Origin of the sequence: Mucilaginibacter sabulilitoris, from assembly GCF_034262375.1 — a bacterium.
Lineage (GTDB): Bacteria > Bacteroidota > Bacteroidia > Sphingobacteriales > Sphingobacteriaceae > Mucilaginibacter > Mucilaginibacter sabulilitoris.
Genome location: NZ_CP139558.1, coordinates 5,676,765 through 5,697,078, shown reverse-complemented (window position 1 = coordinate 5,697,078; position 20,314 = coordinate 5,676,765). Strand labels below are relative to the sequence as shown.

The 20,314-nt window shown below is 40.0% G+C and carries 10 protein-coding genes; all 10 read left to right on the top strand.

The window, feature by feature from the left end; genetic code table 11:
- Positions 1 to 48 precede the first annotated feature (48 nt).
- The 10 genes from SNE25_RS24205 to SNE25_RS24160 all read left to right on the top strand — a co-directional run bounded on the left by SNE25_RS24205 (position 49) and on the right by SNE25_RS24160 (position 20,304).
- The gene (locus tag SNE25_RS24205; RefSeq protein ID WP_321561596.1) at positions 49 to 4,419 is read left to right on the top strand and encodes an Ig-like domain-containing protein; all 4,371 of its coding nucleotides are present in this window, start codon (positions 49 to 51) and stop codon (positions 4,417 to 4,419) included.
- Between the two features lie 49 nt (positions 4,420 to 4,468).
- The gene (locus SNE25_RS24200) at positions 4,469 to 7,300 is read left to right on the top strand and encodes an Ig-like domain-containing protein (RefSeq protein WP_321561595.1); all 2,832 of its coding nucleotides are present in this window, start codon (positions 4,469 to 4,471) and stop codon (positions 7,298 to 7,300) included.
- A 140-nt stretch (positions 7,301 to 7,440) separates the two neighbouring features.
- Entirely contained in the window at positions 7,441 to 11,229 is a 3,789-nt protein-coding gene (locus SNE25_RS24195) for a malectin domain-containing carbohydrate-binding protein (RefSeq protein WP_321561594.1), read from the top strand.
- Positions 11,230 to 11,584: 355 nt separating this feature from the next.
- Positions 11,585 to 12,382, top strand: coding sequence for a polysaccharide biosynthesis/export family protein (locus SNE25_RS24190; protein WP_321561593.1), 798 nt, complete (start codon positions 11,585 to 11,587; stop codon positions 12,380 to 12,382).
- Positions 12,383 to 12,467: 85 nt separating this feature from the next.
- Positions 12,468 to 14,735, top strand: coding sequence for a GumC family protein (locus SNE25_RS24185; RefSeq protein ID WP_321561592.1), 2,268 nt, complete (start codon positions 12,468 to 12,470; stop codon positions 14,733 to 14,735).
- A gap of 70 nt (positions 14,736 to 14,805) precedes the next feature.
- Positions 14,806 to 16,107 carry a hypothetical protein gene (locus SNE25_RS24180; RefSeq protein ID WP_321561591.1) on the top strand — a complete coding sequence of 434 codons (1,302 nt, stop codon included), beginning with the start codon at positions 14,806 to 14,808 and terminating at the stop codon, positions 16,105 to 16,107.
- A 50-nt stretch (positions 16,108 to 16,157) separates the two neighbouring features.
- Entirely contained in the window at positions 16,158 to 17,129 is a 972-nt protein-coding gene (locus SNE25_RS24175) for a glycosyl hydrolase (protein ID WP_321561590.1), read from the top strand.
- Between the two features lie 28 nt (positions 17,130 to 17,157).
- Positions 17,158 to 17,763, top strand: coding sequence for a glycosyltransferase (locus SNE25_RS24170; protein ID WP_321561589.1), 606 nt, complete (start codon positions 17,158 to 17,160; stop codon positions 17,761 to 17,763).
- Positions 17,764 to 17,902: 139 nt separating this feature from the next.
- Positions 17,903 to 19,075, top strand: a complete 1,173-nt coding sequence (locus tag SNE25_RS24165; RefSeq protein ID WP_321561588.1) for a glycosyltransferase — start codon at positions 17,903 to 17,905, stop codon at positions 19,073 to 19,075.
- Positions 19,072 to 20,304: a glycosyltransferase family 4 protein gene (locus SNE25_RS24160; protein WP_321561587.1), complete on the top strand. Its 1,233-nt coding sequence runs from the start codon at positions 19,072 to 19,074 to the stop codon at positions 20,302 to 20,304. Before SNE25_RS24165 ends, SNE25_RS24160 begins: the two co-directional genes overlap by 4 nt.
- Positions 20,305 to 20,314 lie beyond the last annotated feature (10 nt).

Genomic DNA, 20,314 nt, shown 5'->3' with positions numbered 1-20,314 from the left:
AGCATATTAAGTATCATTAATTTTGCTTATGCTCATTGCTATGAAGTAATGGCATACCCGCAATTAGATACCTGTGATCATGTAAGTACCTTGCCATGTAGTGCAGTAAAGGTTAATTTACCCTATAATCTGTCATTCAATTCTGCTGTAAGTAATACCATAGCCGATAAAAATGGGCTTGGAACAGGCTTTACAACAATAAATAATTATTCGGGTGTTAGGTTAGCTGCAGATGGGCTGCCATCCAATACCCAGGTACCGGGTTACGAACCATCAAAAATAGCGCTTGCTGCCGGCAGATTGCAGTTGGTGAGCAATAAAGGAATTGATTTTTTAACTGCTAATAATCAGCTAAATGTTCTTGGGGTGAAAATTGCGGCAATTAAAAAGCTACAGTTGGATGTTAAAGTAATAAACCCATACAATGGCACACAATCTCAACAGGCCGGGTTATGGTATGGTTTAAACGATAGAACCTATGTTAAGCTCAATATAAACGGAAATAAGGTAGAGTTAAGAAAAGAGCTTAACGATGTATCAAGCAACGCTACCGGAAATGCCAATCCCGATCAGCGTATAACCGCGGCTATAAGCGGACTTAATACTAAAACAGTAACATTACGTTTGGTGATCGATTCGGCAGCGCGTACAGCCGAGGGTTTTTATTCAACCGATGGAGTTAACTTTATTAGTGCCGGGGCGGCCTATACTTCGCGCACGGTTAACATAACCGGGATGGGTTTGATTGATAGTACGGCTTATGCCGGTATATATGCAAGTTATCGAAATGGGACCGCACCCATAACCTATAACTTTGATGATCTGGCGATAACTAATCTTGAACCAGCCACTGTAAAAGTACTCTCTTTTGCACCAGCCACGCTGAACTTTACATTAATAAAGGGGGGGAATGTTATACCGCAGCTGGTATGCATCCAATCAACCCAGGGGCACCCTACTTATACGTTAACAAAAACCAATGCTGATTGGTTGAACTTACCTCAAAACCCTACCGATACCATAGTATTTAACTCTGCTGCTATAGATTCTACTACTAATGCAGGTACATATCAGGCCATAGTTACTGCTGCTGCGCCTGGTTACCAACCGGCTACATTATTAGTTAATCTTAATGTTATAAATGCTGTACAGCAGCAAACAATGAAGATTAACTTTCAGGACCCACAAACCGTACCTCCGTTAGGTTATATAAGAGATTACGGACAGCCTTATGGCCTGCGAACAGGCTTGTACCAGGGAAGCGGATTTGAATTTGGCTGGCGAAAAAGGACCGACGGAAGTTTGCTCAATCTAACGCCCAACACGCGTAACCGTAACCTGCCCGAAGATATTTTACTTGCTACTTTAATACATATGCAGGCCAATACCATAAGCACTGTTGGCGGTACATTTAACGGGGTAAAGATAGAAGGTTATTGGGAAGCTAAAGTACCTAACGGAACCTATGATGTAACGGTTTCGGTTGGCGACGGTACGGTTAATGCCTCGCCCGAAAAGCATAGCATTAATATAGAGGGAGTGAACGCCATAAACCTCTTTATACCCAGTGGTAAACAAGGCACCATCGGCCGTTTTAAATCAGCAACAACAAGGGTAACAGTGGCTGATGAATATTTAACTATAAATGCCGATGGCGGTATTAATACCAAGCTCAACTTTGCCAACATCGTTCCGGTATCTTTAAATCCATACTTATACTGGGCCACAACTAATCAAAATTTACTTATAAAAAAGGGATCGCCTGTTACCAATTCGGTTTCGGTATCATTAGGGAGCTCAAATAATCTGGCAACAGCCTACAATGTAGCAGTAACCTATGCAAGCGGTGCAACCGGATGGATTAGCTTAAATCCTGCGCAAACAGGGGTACAACCAAATGTGGCTTTTAATTATACTGCAGCTAAAAATTTACCCGTAGGTATTTATAAAGCTACGGTAAAAGCAACCTCAGGTCAGTTTACAAGTGCGGTACTTCCTGTACAAATAAGTGTTGTTGATAGCTTAAGGCCCTATGTTGTTTCATCAACGCCGGCAAACGGAGCTATAAATATTCCGGTAAGCACAGTAAGTATTGCTGCCAATAATTTGCGTGTGCCTGTTGTAGCAGGTTTTCAGGGAGGGGTTGATAACAGCACTATTACAAATGCAAGTGTAAAATTATACAAGCAAGTAGATACTTCATTAACGCTGGTACCCGGTGTGGTACAGGGAACAGGCGGCGGAGACGCCATAAGCTTTTCTCCATCATCAAGCTTGTTGCCCAACACTATCTATAAGTTTGTTATCACATCAGATGTAAAGTCATATGCGGGTGCTGCGTTTGCACCTTATGAAGCTACTTTTACAACCGAAGCAGCCAAAATAGATTCATCTACGCTGCTTAACGCACAGTTTACCAAAATTGCTGTACCTGGAACACAAAATAAAAAATACAGTTCGGTAAAAATAGGACCCGATGATAAGTTTTATGCATTAAGGCTCGATGGGGCAATTGAGCGGTACATTATTAATCATGCCGACGGGTCACTTACGCTTGATAAAACAATAAGAACCCTTATTAATAAATATGGAAACCGTTCGGCTATAGGTTTAGCTTTCGATCCACGATCAACCGCGACAAATGTAATCGTGTGGGTTTCGCACTCTTCGGCAGGACTCACTACCGCACCTGCATTTGATGGTAATATTTCGCGTTTATCTGGTGATAGCTTGCAAAACGAGCAATTAATGGTTACCAAGCTTCCCCGTTCTACCCGTGACCATATGGTTAACGGATTATCCTTCGGTCCAGACAACGCGCTTTATATTTGCCAGGGAAGCAACAGCTCTGCAGGGTCGTTTGATAATGACTGGCAAAGGGCCGAAAGTTTGCTCTCTGGCACGGTGTTAAGATTGGATACTACTAAGCTTAATGCGTTTGTTTTACCGCTTAATGTACAAACAACTTCCACCCAAAGTGTTATCAATAGCGCTCCTGCTGTAGCAGCAACCATGAGCGATGGTACCTATAATCCGTATGGCAGCAATTCACCATTAACTATTTATGCATCGGGGGTACGTAACGCCTATGACCTGGTTTGGCATACTAACGGCCAGTTATATCTTCCAACCAACGGATCTGGCGGAGGCGGGAATTCTCCCGCATCGGTAGCCGGCACGCGACGGCCCGATGGCTCATTGTACAATGGCCCGGTTATACCCGCTACTACAGGTGTACAAGTGCAAAATGATTGGCTGTTTAGGGTTAACCCAGATAAACCTGTAGGTTATTATGGTCATCCTAATCCGTTACGGGGCGAATATGTAATAAACCGTGGGTTTGCAGACAATCCGCTTTATTCGCCCGCAATTGTGGCCGATATACGCTATCGCCCTGCGTACAATTTTGGTTTAAATAACTCACCAGACGGAGCATTGGAATATAAGAGCAATACTTTTAACGGTGTGCTAAAAGGGAAATTATTGGTCTGCCGTTTTAGCGGTGGCGGCGATATTATTGTTATGCAGCCCGGTTCATTAGTGAAAGATAACTCCGTGGGCAGCGATGATCGTATTTATGATATTGTTAAGGTTACTACCGGTTCGGGGAACAGCGGCCTGGTGGGTATGTCGGGCTTCGCTAATCCGCTGGATATTACTGAAGATGTTGTTAACGGCAATTTATATGTAATTGAGTATAACTGGAATGATAATCCTAACCTTATTTCGCAGATCACGCTTTTAAAGGTAACGGGTTCATCACCACCACCCGCAATGCTCTCCCTCACAGCTGTCCCACAAACTGCAGCTAATGAGTATCAGGATAAAGAGTATGAAGTAACATTGAGCAATAGGGGAGATAGGACAGTAAAAGTAAAAGACATTAGCATTTATGGAACTGATGCCTCCAAAGTTAAAATAGCCAATATACCCCTACCTAACAAAAAAGCTCCCTTAATACTGAAAAAAAATAGTTCCCTGACATTTAAAGTATATCTGCGTTCGCCATTAAAAGATGCCTTAAATGCAAAGCTTAAGGTAACCAGTATAGAGGATACCATAAAAGTGGTAGACGTCAGCGGCGCCCAGATAATAGATTCAGTAAAGAAAAATGGCGGCGAGAAAGAAGCGACCAAAGATCTGAAAGGTGATGAGCGCGTTTTACAGGCCTATCCGAATCCTAATGGTGGCGGGCCGCTATATGTAAAACTTAGAAATTTTAAAGTAAATGAAGTCGTAACCATTTCTTTATACAGTATGGATGGTAAAAAGCTTAAAACGATAAAAATTACAACAAATGCGCAGGGACAAGCAGATACCCATTTTGAAATTAAGCCCGACCGTAATAAATATTATATAATAAGGGCGGTTTATTCAAGTGGGTTTAAATATGCAAAAATCCTTATTAACAGTCCTTAATTTAAGTTAGTGCCTTGCGCGGGTACTGATTAATTTTTAATTATACAAGATGAGTGGTATTTTCTTAAAAAGCATGAAGCGAGGGGTTTATTTATATGTTATTTTATTTTGCGCCCTGGCGTTTTTTCTTTGTAATAATTATAAATCAATAATTAAGGCATCTACCCACAGGCAAAAAGAAAGTTCAGAAGCTTTTCTTTACTTGACTGAAACTCCGTTGATAGAGCCGGTTAAGATAAATTTTCAGGATGATAAAACAAGCCCGCCGCCAGGATGGCTTAAAGACATGGGGGAATCATTTGGTTACCGGCCAGATACTTACGAAGGCGCGCAACTACAATACGGTTGGAAAAGGAGAGCTGATAGTAAACCGATTGATCTAAGGGGTAACGGCAGAGCGCGTACAGAACCCGAGGATGTTCTGCTTTCGACATTTGTTCACATGCAGGCTAATAATATAAACACTTTTTTGTACGGAGTATTTCAGGGAGAAAAAACTGAAGCCTATTGGGAAATTAAATTACTTAATGGTGTTTATAAAGTTAATGTGGCTGTAGGCGATGGCGAAGTGGGCAAGGCTTATGAGAATAATTGTATCAACGTTGAGGGAGTTAAAGCGATATCAGATTTTAAACCGCTGGGAAGGTTAAGAAGTCCGGGCAGGTTTAAAACAGCCACTGTTACGGTAACGGTAAGTGATGGCTTCTTGACAATTGATGCAGACGGCGGTACAAACACCAAAATTTGCTATATTGAAATTGCACCCGTTAACATCGCTCCCTACGTCTATCTTTCGGCAAATAATCAAAATTTACTCATTGAAAATACAGGCAATGATGCTAAAGTATGTACATTAAGGCTTCACAATTCGGTAAATGCTGACGTAGCTTATAATTTAACAGCTCTTTATGCCGGATCCGCCAAAAATTGGCTGAAATTTTTACCGGTAAAATCGGCAAGTGATACCTCAGTGACGTTAGATTATTCCCAGGCGAGAAAATTGCCCCCAGGTAATTATTTAGCAAGTGTTAAACTATCGGCCGATGGATATAGCAGCGCTTCAATGAATCTCGAATTAAGGGTTGTTGACCACAACCGGCCTTATGTAATATCATCAAACCCGGTTAACGGTGCCAGGGTAGTGAATAATTCAGTAATAGCGGCAAATAACTTGTCAGTACCCGCAGTAGATGGCTTTAAAGGGGGAGTTGATAATGCTACTATAAACACCAAAACGGTTAAATTGTTGAAAATCAGTAACGGTGAGGTTTCCAGTGTTCAGGGAAATGTTCAGGGAACAGGCGGGGGCGACGCGATAAGCTTTTCGCCGTTAAGACCACTTGAAGCCAATACTGTATATAAATTTATTATAACCGATAGCGTAAAATCATATAGCGGTGCTTCGTTTTTACCATTTGAAACAACCTTTTCTACGGTGGCAGCACCAGTAGATTCAAGTAATCTTTTAAAAGCCGGATTTACGAAAATATCAATCCCTGGAACACAAAATAAAAAGTACACTTCTTTAACTTTTGGTCCCGATGGCCGGTTCTACGCTTTAAAAATGGACGGCAGCATTGAAAGGTATGATGTTGACCATAACCAGGGAATGCTGAATAACATGCGGGTTATTAATACACTCGTAAAAAAGCGTGGTGAAACAACTGCCATAGGTTTAACATTTGATATAAGATCAACAGCAAAAAACCTGATTGCGTGGGTGTCATATTCATCATCAGGTTTGGTTGCCGCCCCTATGTTTGATGGCAATATATCCAGATTAAGCGGCGCGGATCTGCAAAATGAAGAGCAGGTTGTTACCAAACTACCCAGATCAACCAGAGACCATATGGTTAACAGTATGGCATTTGGCCCCGATAGTGCATTGTACATATCAGTTGGAAGTAATACTTCGGCCGGGAAATATGATAAGGGCTGGCAAAGGGACGAAACCTTACTGGCAGGAGCTATATTACGACTTAATATTAAGAAGCTTAATAAGATAAAGTTACCCCTTAATGTACAAACAACTGCCGATCAAAATTTAATTAACCATGCGTCGGCCAGTCCTTACCGACTGCCCGATGGTACATACAATCCATATAGTGTAAATTCCCCGCTTACTATCTATGCGTCGGGCATCCGTAACGCCTATGATTTGGTTTGGCATAGCAATGGGCAGTTATATGTTCCGGCTAATGGGTCGGGAGGAGGCGGAAATTCTCCCGAATCTGTAAAGGGTACCCGAAGACCTGATGGAACCTTTTATAATGGTCCGGATGTTCCTTCAACCATGAATGTGCCGGTTCAGCACGATTGGCTGTTCAGAATAGACCCCAACAAACCGGTAGGCTTTTTTGGTCATCCTAACCCGCTCAGGGGCGAATATGTTATAAATCGCGGGTATAGTGATAATCCTGTTTACCCGGCCACAATCAAGCCGGATGTGAATTATCGCGGGGCAGCGTTTGATTTTGGTTTTAATAAATCGCCTAATGGCGTAATTGAATATAAAAACGATGCCTTTAATGGTGCACTTAAAGGGAAGCTATTAGTTTGCAGGTTTAGTGGCGGTGGCGATATAATGGTTTTGGAGCCCGGTTCAATGGTTAAAGATAACAACCCAGCCCATTTAAAAGACGGGCACTTATATGATATTGTACGCGCGGCTACGGGCGCCAGTAATTATGGACTGGATGGGATGGCCGGTTTTGCCAACCCGCTTGATATTACGGAGGATGTTATGAATGGGAATTTATATATCAGTGAATTTAACTGGAATGATAATCCTAACCTAACGTCACAAATTACACTGTTGCGGGTAAATAAAAAATCTGAAGATCAGAATATCGCAAAGGCTTCAGTTTCAAAAATGCATTAAATAAAAAGTGATATAAATAAATATTAGTGGCGCAGCCTCTTGTGTTAATCAGGAGGCTGCTGCTTAATTCTTCTGTCAGGAATCAATCCGTATTAACGGTCTCCATAAAAACCTCTTCCAAAACAATTTCAAAAACTGTCATGAAAAAAAACAATTACCCCGGTTTCGGTTTGGCAAAGCTGTACAAGGCAAATTTAGCGCTATTGCTTTTATGCCTGCTTTGTAATGCTGTTTATGCACAGGATGGCTGCAGCCCCTTAAGTACCCTTCCTTGTACATCGTTACAGGTAACCTTGCCATATAGTTTATCATTCAATGCTCCCGTAAATAATACTATAGCAGATAAGAATGGACAGGGTACGGGATTTACTACAGTAAATGACTATTCGGGCACAAGATTAGCTGTCGACGGGCAACCATCTAATAGCCTTGTTCCGGGGTATGAGCCATCAAAAATAACGCTCACTGGCGGCCGGCTGCAACTGGTAACCAACAAAGGTATAGATTTTTTGACCAATAACAACCAGCTGAATATTTTAGGAGTAAAGATACCTACCGATAAGAAGTTGCAGATTGACGTGAAGCTAATCAATCCGGTAAATGGTACGCAATCTCAGCAGGCTGGTATCTGGTATGGTTTGGATGATAAAACTTATATTAAATTAACGGTAAGCGGAAATAAGGTAGAGTTAAGGAAGGAGTTAAATGATGTTTCAAGCTCAGTATCCGGAAAAGCTAATCCTGATCAGCGTATAACCGCTGCAATAAGTGGGTTAAATACAAAAACAGTGAGTTTGCGCCTGGTAATTGATCCTTCAACTAACACAGTAGATGGTCTGTATTCAACCGATGGTGTAAATTTCACAAATGCTGGTACAGGATACTCTTCAACGGGTGTGGACATAACAGGCATGGGCTTAACTAACAGTACAGCCTATGCCGCCATATATGCCACCCACCGGAACGCGACAACAGCGGTTACTTATAGTTTTGATGATTTTTCAATTATCGGTACGGATATTCCCGTATCGCAAAGCGTAAATATTGATTTCTTACCATCAGGTTCAACTGTACCGGCAGGCTATACCGGGGATACAGGCCTGCCTTTTGATGCAACCCGGAAATATGGCTGGATAGACCCTGTGACCAAACAGCCAGCAGATTTGCAGGCTAATATGCGTATCCGGACCGGTACCAGTGACGAAAAACTGCGCTCAATTGTACAAATGCAGGCTTCTACCGCCGGTCAAAGACCGGGTACCTGGGAGTATGTTGTACCCAACGGACTATATCGCGTAACAGTAAGTGCGGGTGATGATGGCTACTATGATAGCAATCACGAGATAAATGTAGAAGGATTACCAACAATAAGTGATTTTATACCTTCTGCATCTTCGAAATATAAATCGGCGATTGCAACTGTACAGGTGAGCGATGGCAAGTTAACCATTGATGCCAATGGAGGTAGTAATACCAAAATGAACTATTTAACCTTTGCTCCTGCCACCCCCGTTACAGATGCTACCTTGCCCACGGCAAGTGCAAGATTTACAGGTACACTGAAATCGGCAGGTGTATATGATGGTCAGGTACAAGTAATTATAACCGCTAACGATTTGGGCGGCTCGGGGCTCGCTTCATTACAATATTCAGTAAACAATGGTACTTATGTTAATTATACAGCACCATTCAGTATCACTGCAGCGGGTAATTACACTCTGAAAGTAAAGGCGGTTGACGCTAATAATAACCAGAGAATAACCAGTGATTATACATTTAGTATAGCCGCGCAATCATCAAAAGGAGTGTATATGGTTTTGAAAAACCCTGACGCCTTCCCTTCAGATGACCGTTTAATATTTTCATTGATCCAGGTCCCATGGCGAAGGACAGATCCCATTACGCCATATAACGCCAATCATGATAAAATAAAGCTCCAGATAGGTAATGAGGGAACAGCAAGGTTGAACATAAATAAATTAACCTTATCTAAACCCGCAGCCTGGAAAATAGTCACAGCAAGCGGCGATTCTACCGGAACAGTACCTATAGGGATAAACCCGGGAACTTCTACCCAGATAACCATACAGTTCAGAGCCAGAGATGCTGCTTCAACGCGTAGCTTCTTTACAGATACGTTAACGATCGCCAGCAACGATAGCCTGGCCCCGGTTAAAAAAGTTGTACTTGTTGGTCTTTGGCAAAAAGAAGGTGAGAGTATATATGAGCCTTATGCCAGCCAAATTATATCGGCATTTGGTTTTAAAACAACCACAGGTTTTGGGCATGATGATGGCAATATTAATGGTACCACTCGTGTACCCAATTCAAGCGAAGTGGTTGCTTCCTATTTTGTAAAGGCCGATCCGAGCAAACCCGTAACTGTTCATCAAATGGCTGCCTATCACGGATGCTGCGCGGCAGTTGAATCTTTCCAATATTACAGGAAGGGTTCACCAACGCCTAATACCGTATTTACACACAACAGTTTGGATGGCCAGTCATTAATGCCGAGGCTTGCAAATACTTCCAGTTCACCTGCCATGGGTACATTTAACCCAACCACTGCTTTTGGAATTAAGGTAGGAAGTTCGTACTCAGACAGGACAAAGAATGCTGATGGACTTATAGGTATCAGGGTAATGAAGGTAATGGATGCCAATGGAAATATTGTGCCTAATGCTTACATTTTGGATTGTGATTATGTGGGCATTGCAGCCACTAACTATGATTATCAGGATAATGTATATTACGTAGATAATATAAAACCTGATTCGGGATCGGTTCATTATTCAGACCTGGCTGCAACGCCCGTAACTGCTGTGAATTTTGATCCAACCCTTACAGGAGCATCCACATCGGTTACTATCTCCGTTAAAAATACCGGACTAACTTACCCTGATGGTACAACCGATTCGGATATAGCATTAAAGGGGGTAAGCATCACCGGGCCCAACGCCAGCGAGTTTAGCGTAACCGCATTGAAAACATCAACCCTTAAAGTACAGGTAACTACACCTTTGACAGTGAAATTTACACCATCGTCGGTGGGCATTAAAAACGCGGCTTTGCTGGTAAATTATAACAGCGCCTCTGCACCGCTTCGCATCCCGCTTTATGGCATTGGCAATAGCAGTACCAGTACCGTGAATGTAATCAGACGGATAAAAGCCGGCGGAGGAGATGCTAATGTAACAATAGGTAATAACGTGTATGAGACTGATAAAAACTTTCGCAAAGGATCGGTAAAGCTTGATCAGCAGGTGTCTCCAACAGGTGTGGCGGGTACTGATATTGATTCGTTATATCTCTCTTATTTATCAGCAGCAGCAGCGCTTGCTGAAACAAGGTTAGAAATACCTGTTACCAATGGCGATTACCTGGTTAGGATGCATTTTGTTGAAAATTACTGGACCGCTCCGGCGTCGAGGGTGTTTTCAACATTTATAGAAAACCAGGAGGTGTTGACCAATTTCGATATTTTCAGGGAAGTAGGATATAGAACTGCCCTGGTTAAAGATTTCAGTACCACCGTAAATGATGGTGTTTTAACCTTAAGGTTTAACCCAACTGCCGATAGGGTAGGTATTGCCGGTGTAGAGCTATTTCAGGTTTCAAATACTTCTGTAGCAGCGTTACAAGTTAACAGGCTGCTTGATGTGGGAACAAAGAAAATAACCGTTTATCCGAACCCGAATTCAGGTAGTAGTTTTTATTTAAATGCAAACAACTTTGCCAAGGGCGAGAATGTGTCGGTATCGATAAGTAATATGTCGGGGAAGCTGCTGCAAACTGAAAAGTTTGTGACCGATGACACGGGAACGGCAAGTTTATATATAACCTTACTTAGCAAGTTAGACCGCGGTGTTTACATCATCAATACAACGTCATTAACCGGGAATTTATCGTCAAAATTGCTTGTTGAATAGGTGATTTCTCACTTTTCTCATCTGCTACACAAATTTTTACATTTATGTATCAACACCAAAACTTAGGCGATATTCTTTAATATTTTGATAATATTTGTTAGAATTCAATGGAAAAAATATTGTTAAACAGCTATAATTTTCCATTGCTGACAATTTGTCTTAAATAAAAGTAATTGCTCTGTAAGCGAAATGGCGAAGCTTTATAATGCAGCGAGATAAAAAAGACAATGTAGGTTGCTCAACTATCTATATTAACCTCCACACGCGTTTATTCAGGCCGATTATTAATAAGGCCCGTAATTTAAGAGCATGGTTGATATAGTACTAAACTACATAATAACTCATTTTAATTTTTATGAAAAAAACATGTTTCCCGGTATCGCTTTCATTTACGGTTATTATACTGTTCCTGATGTGTTCTTGTGCTAACACCAAGAAAATCAAATACTTTCAGGATATGTCTGAGGCAAATACAGCTACACCGCTGGCTTTAGCTTCCTATACTGAACCTATCATTCAACCTGATGATATCCTGGCAATAAATGTAAATACAACTGATCCGGCTGCTACTGTAAGTATCAACAGCAGAAATGGGGTTTATGTGAACAGCAGCAACCCAAATTCAGGTTCTGCAAACCCACTTGCCGGATACCTGGTTAGTAAAGAAGGAGATGTTGAGGTTCCTGTGTTAGGAAAAATAAAATTGGCCGGATTAACCACTGTGCAAGCCCGGGCGGCGGTACGGGAAAAAGCTGTAAAGTCATTCAACGATCCGGTAGTTGATGTGAGGTTTACTAATTTTAAAGTTACTGTACTGGGAGAGGTAAACCATCCGGCAGCTTATATTCTTCCAAATGAGCAGGTAACATTGTTAGATGCCATAGGTTATGCCGGCGATATGACAATCTATGGTCGACGCAGTAATGTATTGCTTATACGTAAACAGCCTGATGGAAGGAGCTTCTCGGTAAAGTTGGATATGACGAAAAAGGAAACGCTTAATTCTCCTTATTTCTACCTGAAGCAAAACGATGTAGTGTATGTTGAGCCACTTAAAACCAAGGTGTTAAATAACGATAATAACTTAATCAAATACATTACGCTTGCAGCAACTGTCGTTTCGGCTATAATCTTAGCCAAACGCTATTGGTAAATACCTTAAGCACAATAAAATTATCCTGTTAATTGAACCTGCAGCAACAACGACATTAAAATCTATTCTCAAAAGGAAAAGCATCATGAATTTTAAGAGCATTCTGTTACAATTTAAAAATTACTGGTATTTGTTTGCAATAAGTCTTGTACTCTGTATTGGGCTGGCTTATGTTTATAATACTTATGCTACAAAGCAATATCTTATAAGTAGTTCATTGCTTTTACAGCAGCAACCCAATAATCCCGATGCCAGTTCGGCCTATGCTAATGGCGGAGTTGCATCTGCATTAAACCTTACCGAGGTTGTGAAAAACGAAGGCGATGTGTTACTGTCACGTAACCTCATAAAGGAAGTGGTTCAGGGTATGCATCTCAACATAAAGTTGTTTTTAAACAGCGGGTTTCTGGCAACTGAAATATATGATGAGTCGCCGTTTGATGTTAAAATACTGAACACCAAAGTTGATTCGCTGAAAAGACGTGAATACGTAATTGATGTGATTAACAATAAAATGGTACATATTGTTAATGAAAAAGAAAATATTGACCGCAATGTTAAATTTGGTGAACAAATAAATCTTCCTCAGTATAATATCAGCCTGACAAGACGGCCGGGGGTACCCATTTATCAGCAAGAATATTCTACCCAAATTGTGTCTGAAGATGACGCGATAGCTGATATAACCAGAAATTACGATGCGGAGTTCACAGATAAAGGTACAACAACCATTGCTTTAACTTTATATTATCCAAACTCTAAAAAAGGTGAGGTTATTCTGCAAAATCTGATGAACCAATATCTGAACGATAATATTCAGCATAAGAAAAGCATCATTGACAGTACGATCAACTTTATTAATGGTCGTTTAGCTGTTGTTGGCGATGAGTTAACCAACGTAGAAAAGAAGTATCAGAATTATCGCAGCAGCAATAATATCACCGATATTGATGAGCAGGCAAAAGTGCTGGTAGGTAACGCAAGCGACAACGACAATAAATACCAGCAACAGCAAATTCAGCTTTCAATTATTAAAGATCTGAAAGAGCGCTTAAATGATCCCGGGAATGATAAAGTTATCCCAAGTTCGCTAAACATTCAGAATTCGTCTTTTGCCTCGAGCCTTAGCCAGTACAATGAACTGCAGAACGAAAGGACAAAGCAAAGATTATCTTATACAGAAACCAACCCTGTAATTGTTAACCTGGATCAGCAGATAGCAGTTGTACGGCATAATTTATTGCAAAGCATTGATAGCTACAAAAATGAAATGGAGCTGAGCAGCAGCGGAATAAACAAGCAAAACAATGTTTTGACCAGCTCCATACGAAGCGTACCTGGCAAGCAGCGCACTATAATGGATTATTCAAGACAGCAAGAGCTGAAACAACAGCTGTATGTTTATTTGCTACAAAAAAGGGAAGAAACATCAATGGCTAAGGCTGCAGATATGCCTTATTCAAGAATAATTGATAGCGCAAAGAGCAGTAAAGAACCCGCAAAGCCAATAAAACCTATTATTTACATTATGTCGTTCTTTTTAGGGTTGATCATGCCTTTTGGCTTGGTGAACACCAGAAAAATGATGGCATCTAAAATAAGCTCGGAAGATGATATTGAACAACATACCGACGTAACAATTATTGGAAAGATAGGTCATCAGTCATTATCGGGCAGATCTAAAGCTGATCTTTATTCCCGGTCACAGGTAACAGAAAGCCTGCGAACCTTAAGAACAAAGCTGGGCAATATACTTGATGATCAGCGATCAAATGTTATCATGATCACATCAAGTATTAATGGTGAGGGCAAAACCTTTTTAACCCGCAACTTAGGTAATACCTTAGCCATGACCGGCAAAAAAGTAGTGCTGATTGAACTGGATTTGCGTAAACCCAAATTATCCCATGCGCTGGGTATTAATAACGACGATTTCGGCTTCTCCAATTATGTTTTGGAGGATTTGGATGTAGACAGCCTTATCAAACCCAGTTTATTCCACCCGAATTGCTTTGTCGTTACATCGGGTCCGGTTGTGGCCAATGCCAGTGAAATATTGCTTAGTGATAAGTTGAATTATCTTATTGAAGATTTAAGAGAGAAATTTGATTATGTCATCATTGACAGTTCGCCGGTAGGTTTGGTTTCAGATGCTTTGATTATTCAGAAGCATGTGGATATTACAATTTATGTTTGCAGGCATAATTATACCGATAAAGCACAGATAGGAATTATCAACGAGATCAAAACAAAAGATAATGTTGATAATTTGTACCTGGTTATCAATGATGTCAATTTTTCAAAGGCGGGATATTTTGGCTATGGCTATGGCATAGGGTACGGCGAAAGATAAGCTTACACGGTAAGTATTATCTCCTAAGCTTTCAAAACCGCTGCCATAATATCGTCTTATTTGTATAAACATGATACATAGCCAAACTTTGCACAGCCCAGTGCAGGATACCGGGACATTTGTGAAAAAATATGTCAATATCCTGATGTTATTTTTTCCTGTTACTTCATTTGTTCTTGTGCCTTCAATACCCGGCACAACAATTACTGCGGTGTTCACGGGCTTGCTATTTTTTATAATACCGTTATCACCGTTAAAGGAAGAAAAGAAACAGTTTTACCTTGAACTTCTTTACTTTTTTTGCATCATAATCGTTTTAAGTATAGGGTCGCAGTTTATTAACCTGGTGAGCCAATTAAAACTTACCGATGATCTGAAGTTGATCAACAGGGGCGATTTAACCAAGACATTTTATCGTGTTTCGCATATAACACAGTCACTGTCTCTTATAGCTGGTTTTATTGTATATGGCTATGTTAAATATTTCGCTGACGAAAAGACAATAGATTACATTTACTGGGGGCTGCGCTTATTGTGCTTTTATGGTTTGTATGAGTTTCTTTTATTTGCAGCAACAGGTATAAACGGCGATTTTGTGGTTAATCGTACCGTGGGATATGGAAACAGATCAGCCTCCTTATTTCAAACGTTTAGCTTAGGGGGAATTGGATTAATGCGCCTGAAATCGTATACAGGCGAACCTTCCATGTTTGTTTTTACCGTATTTCCGTTTTGGGTTATCACATTTGCTTTAAAAAGGCGGTTTGACACGTACCTGCTTCTGGGGTGTTTGCTACTTACATTTTCAACTACAGCCTACTTTTTTATAATGCTGTTTATGGCGTACTGGTGTATTTATAAAAGGCATTATCAAGTTTTCTTTTATGCGTGTATTGCCATCATTGTAATTTGTTTTGTGCTCCAGTTAAGTATATTCCAAAAGTTGTTGGATGCTTTATACAACTTTATTTTTGGTGGTAAAATAGAAGGAGACGCCAGTTCTTCGCGCGAAAGAGGGAAGAGCTTTATGACCCAGATAGAATTTTGGGCGAGCCTTAACGGATTTAACCAGGCGTTTGGCGTAGGCTTTGGATATGTACGCTCAACAGATTTTTTCTCCACTTTGTTACCCAATAATGGTGTTATCGGATTTCTTGTTTTCACCTGGTTTGTTTTAAAAAATATATGGCTAAAAATATCTGTACCCATTTTGTCCACATGTTATAGCATTGGGCTGCTGATTGTTTATCTGATAATGATGGTATCTGTTCCTGAATTTGCCTATCCTTCATTATGGGTATTCATAGGGTTAGGTTTTGTACTAACTAAAGCAAGCCAAAAACCCGAATTTAAGCAAGCTCTGATAAGCTGATATTTTTAATGTTTAATGCTGATATGACCATGTTAAAAGCTTGCAAAGTTATGCGCCTTGTAATCTTGTTGTGCTTTTTGAGTATAACGGTTAAAGCCCAAAACAATAATGCACCATTTGTATGGGGCATAAATGGTCATCCGTTAACACAACGGGATTATAGCAATAATCTGGATGAACAAATAAGTGCTATAACCGATCTTAAATTAAGCAGTTATCGGTTTGATGTTTTACTGGATGCGAACGGGTATGCCAAAAAAGAGCCTGATTTTATTAAAGTTTTAAACTCGTTAAAAAAAAATAATATTTCGGCCCTTCCGGCGGTTATGCAAAGCGGACTTAAAAGCAACAATGCCGACTCCGTTTACCAAATAGCTTACCAGCAAGGAAAAAATTTTGGTGCGCGTTATGGCGATTACTTTCCGGTAGTGGAGGTAAATAACGAAGGAGATAATAAAATCAGGTTACATAACACCGGAGGCAAGGTTAAACAGGGTTCTTATGATACCGTAAAAGCAGTAAAGTTTATAGCCACTATAAAAGGCTTTATAGATGGGCTAAAAGCAGTTAAGCCTAATATAAAAATCACCCTGTCTGTTAGCTACATACATTATTACTATCTGGAGTTGCTGAAGGAAAATAATGTGAATTATGACATAATCGGGTGTCACTGGTATTCAAATATGGGTGATATCACCAATGTAAAACCAACCGTTGGTAATGTGTTGTCTTACATAAGTAAGCGGTTTAATAAAGCTATCTGGATAACAGAGTTTAATCAGTTCAAGGGCACTACCAGTGTAGATTTTGTCAGGCAGAATAATTACATCACCCAAAACATCAGAAAAATTATAGATCAGGGGATTATCAAAGGTTTTTTCATTTATGAATTATTTGATCAGTCATCCTTGAAAAAACGCTATCCGGAAGAAGCATGCTATGGCCTTATTTATAAAGACAGCTCGGGCCAGTATATTAAAAAGGATGCTTACGAGGGTTACAAGCAATTTGTTGGAAAGTAAGCTATTTAACGGTTTACAAATATCGAACATGAAACCCTATTCATTGGCATTTGACCTTAGTGAACCAAAGGCCGGTTTATTATTGCGGCTTATAAGGGTAATTGTCGGCAATGTTAAATGCTACCTGGTTAAAACTGCCACAATTGAGCCTGATTTAACAGGATCATCGGGGATGTCGGTATCATATGTAGCGCCTGAGATTAAGCCAGACATTGCTCCATCAAAAGAAAAGGATTTTTTTTTTCTGCTGATAAGCACAATTGATCAGCAGGAGAATTTGAAAATATTATTAAAAGCCTTTTCATCTGAAAAACTGAAGGGGCGAAAATTAGTCGTCGTCATAAAAGAAAAAAGTGAGTCATTTTATGTAATGGAATGGGTATCATCAACCAATGTTACTATAATCAACAGCTTTGATGAAGAGTTGGTTAGTTACTTATATAAAAAAGCCAGTGTTTTTGTCAATTGTTCATCTAACGGTGATTCAAAGCCTGGTGTTATTGAAGCCATAAGCAATAACTGTCTTTTAGTGCTTTCAGACATACAGGCCTTTAAAGGCATCACCAATGAAAAGACAAAATATTTTGATCCGGCATCCGAAAGTTCCATTATCGACGCTGTTTTATCTGTGTAGCAAAAAAATATAACTGGCTTTAACCATTAATTTCATTTCAACGCCCACACTATAATGGTTGATTTTGATACTTGGGCAGAGGTATAATTAAAGCGAGGCAGATATACAGGAGGATTTTTCAATAATTAAACATCTATATATGAAAATTGCAATTGTGCATGATGATCTTGTACGTAAAGGCGGTGCAGAGCAGGTAGCATTAAGTTTTCACAATGCATTTCCTGATGCTCCTATTTATACCTTGGCGTATGACGCAAATAACACTTATCCGGAGTTTAAAGACTGCAACATTATAACCAGCAGGTTTGGACAATATATTAAGAGTGAAAAAAGAATGAAGCTCTTTTTTTACCCTTTAGGTGTTTTGGCCATGCAGCGTTTGGATTTAAGCGATTACGATGTGATCCTGCAATCAACCACGCATTGTGCCAAGTTTGTACAAACAGCTGATGATGCGCTTGTTATCACCTACTGCCATAATCCGTTCCGCTTAGTATGGGATACTGAATCGTACGCTAAAGTTACACACGCTAACCCGCTGAAAAGAGCTGCATATGGGAAAGTAATTTCGATATTGAAGAAAATTGATATTGAATCTGCAAAAAGAACCGATTGGTTTATTACAAATGCACAGGAAGTTGTGCATCGTATCAAGAACGCCTACAGTCCAGCAAATGAAATTACCGTAATTAACCCACCGGTAAAGTGTAAAAACTTTTATGTATCTCAATCGGTAAGCGATTACTATTTAGTGGTATCGCGTTTTGAATCATATAAAAAGGTTGATTTGGTTATTGAGACCTTTAATCAAATGCCCGATAAAAAATTGGTTATTGTAGGCAAGGGATCCAGGGAAAAAGAAATAAAGGAAAACGCCGGCAGTAATATTACATTTTTAACCGGCTTAGACGCGGCCGACCTGGCAAGGCTTTATGCTAACTGTAAAGCATTTATATTTCCACAGTTAGAAGATTACGGAATTACTCCGCTTGAGGCAAATGCATCCGGAAGGCCGGTTATTGCTTATGGTAAAGGAGGTGTGTTAGATACCATGATTCCCTTTAAAAGAGATGCATCAAGAGCTACTGCGGTATTTTTTGATGAACAAACTGTGCCGGCGTTAACAAATGCGGTTAATCTGTTTGAACAATTGGAGTTTAATCCTGATTTTCTACGCGCTCATGCTCAATCTTTTGATGAAAGCTGCTTTGTTGAAAAAATAAGATCATATGTATTGAGCAAATATTTAGCCGACCAAGCAGTTGCGCCCGTAGTTATGGATACCGATGGTTCATACAATAAAGCCGTATGAGAATTTTACTTATAAATAGTTTTTATTACCCTTCATTTGTTGGCGGAGCCGAAATATCGGTTCAGCTATTAGCCGAAGGATTAACAAAAGCGGGTAATCAGGTGTATGTACTTACTACAGGCCCTGCTAATAAAGTTTATCGTGTTAACCGTGTTACGGTAATAAGCTTAAAACAACGGAATATATATTCTACTTACGGCGGTGCGGGCAATGCAAATGGAGCTTTAAAATCTTTATGGCATTTTATTGATAGCTGTAATATATTTTATCATTTCAGCATATCGGCAATTCTTAAAAAAATACATCCCGATCTTGTTCATACCAATACCATACAGGGGTTTTCGCCTTTTATCTGGAAAACTATAAAAGATAATAAAATACCGCTGGTGCACACTACGCGCGATTATTACCTGCTTTGCCATAAATGCAGTTTATTTAACAACGATAAAAATTGCGACACCCTGTGCTTGCCATGTAAGGTAACCAACAGTGTAAAAAGAAATTTTATTTCGTACCCTGACTATTTTATAGGAATAAGCCAATATATACTGAACAAGCATAAGGCCTTTTTACAAATTCCTGATCAGCTTAGTAACGTGGTTTATAACGCTGCCAAAAGCTCGGCGGATGCAGAAGGAAGACCGGTTACCGAAAAAATCCATTTTGGATATATTGGAAGAATAGCGGAAGATAAAGGTGTGTTATACCTGGCAAATGAATTGGCTAAGTTGAGTGACACGCAAAAATTATCCCTGAAAATTATTTTTGCAGGCAAAGGCGATCCTCAGTTTATAACTCAGCTTCAGGGAAAATTAAAAGGTATCGAGTATGAGTTTATGGGGGTATCAAAACCTGATGACTTTTACCAACAAATTGATGTTTTGATAGTTCCTGCTTTGTGGAACGAGCCTTTCGGCCGCACAGTGATAGAGTCATTATCGTATTCGGTGCCGGTTTGCCAGTCAGACAGGGGAGGGCTCAAGGAAATTTACGACCCTAATAGTTCATGGATTTATTCGCCGGATGAAGATAACCTCACCACAGTAATAGGGCATATCCTGGATAATAAAAACGAAATAGCTGATAAAAAGAAAAATTGTGTCAAGTATGCCGATGATTTTTCTGTGGATAATTACATCAAAAACCACCTGCGCCTATACCACCAGATTGCCAACCCTCAGCCCGAATTAAGTAAAACAAAATCATATCCTGTTTTACATAATCAATAGGATTGATTTA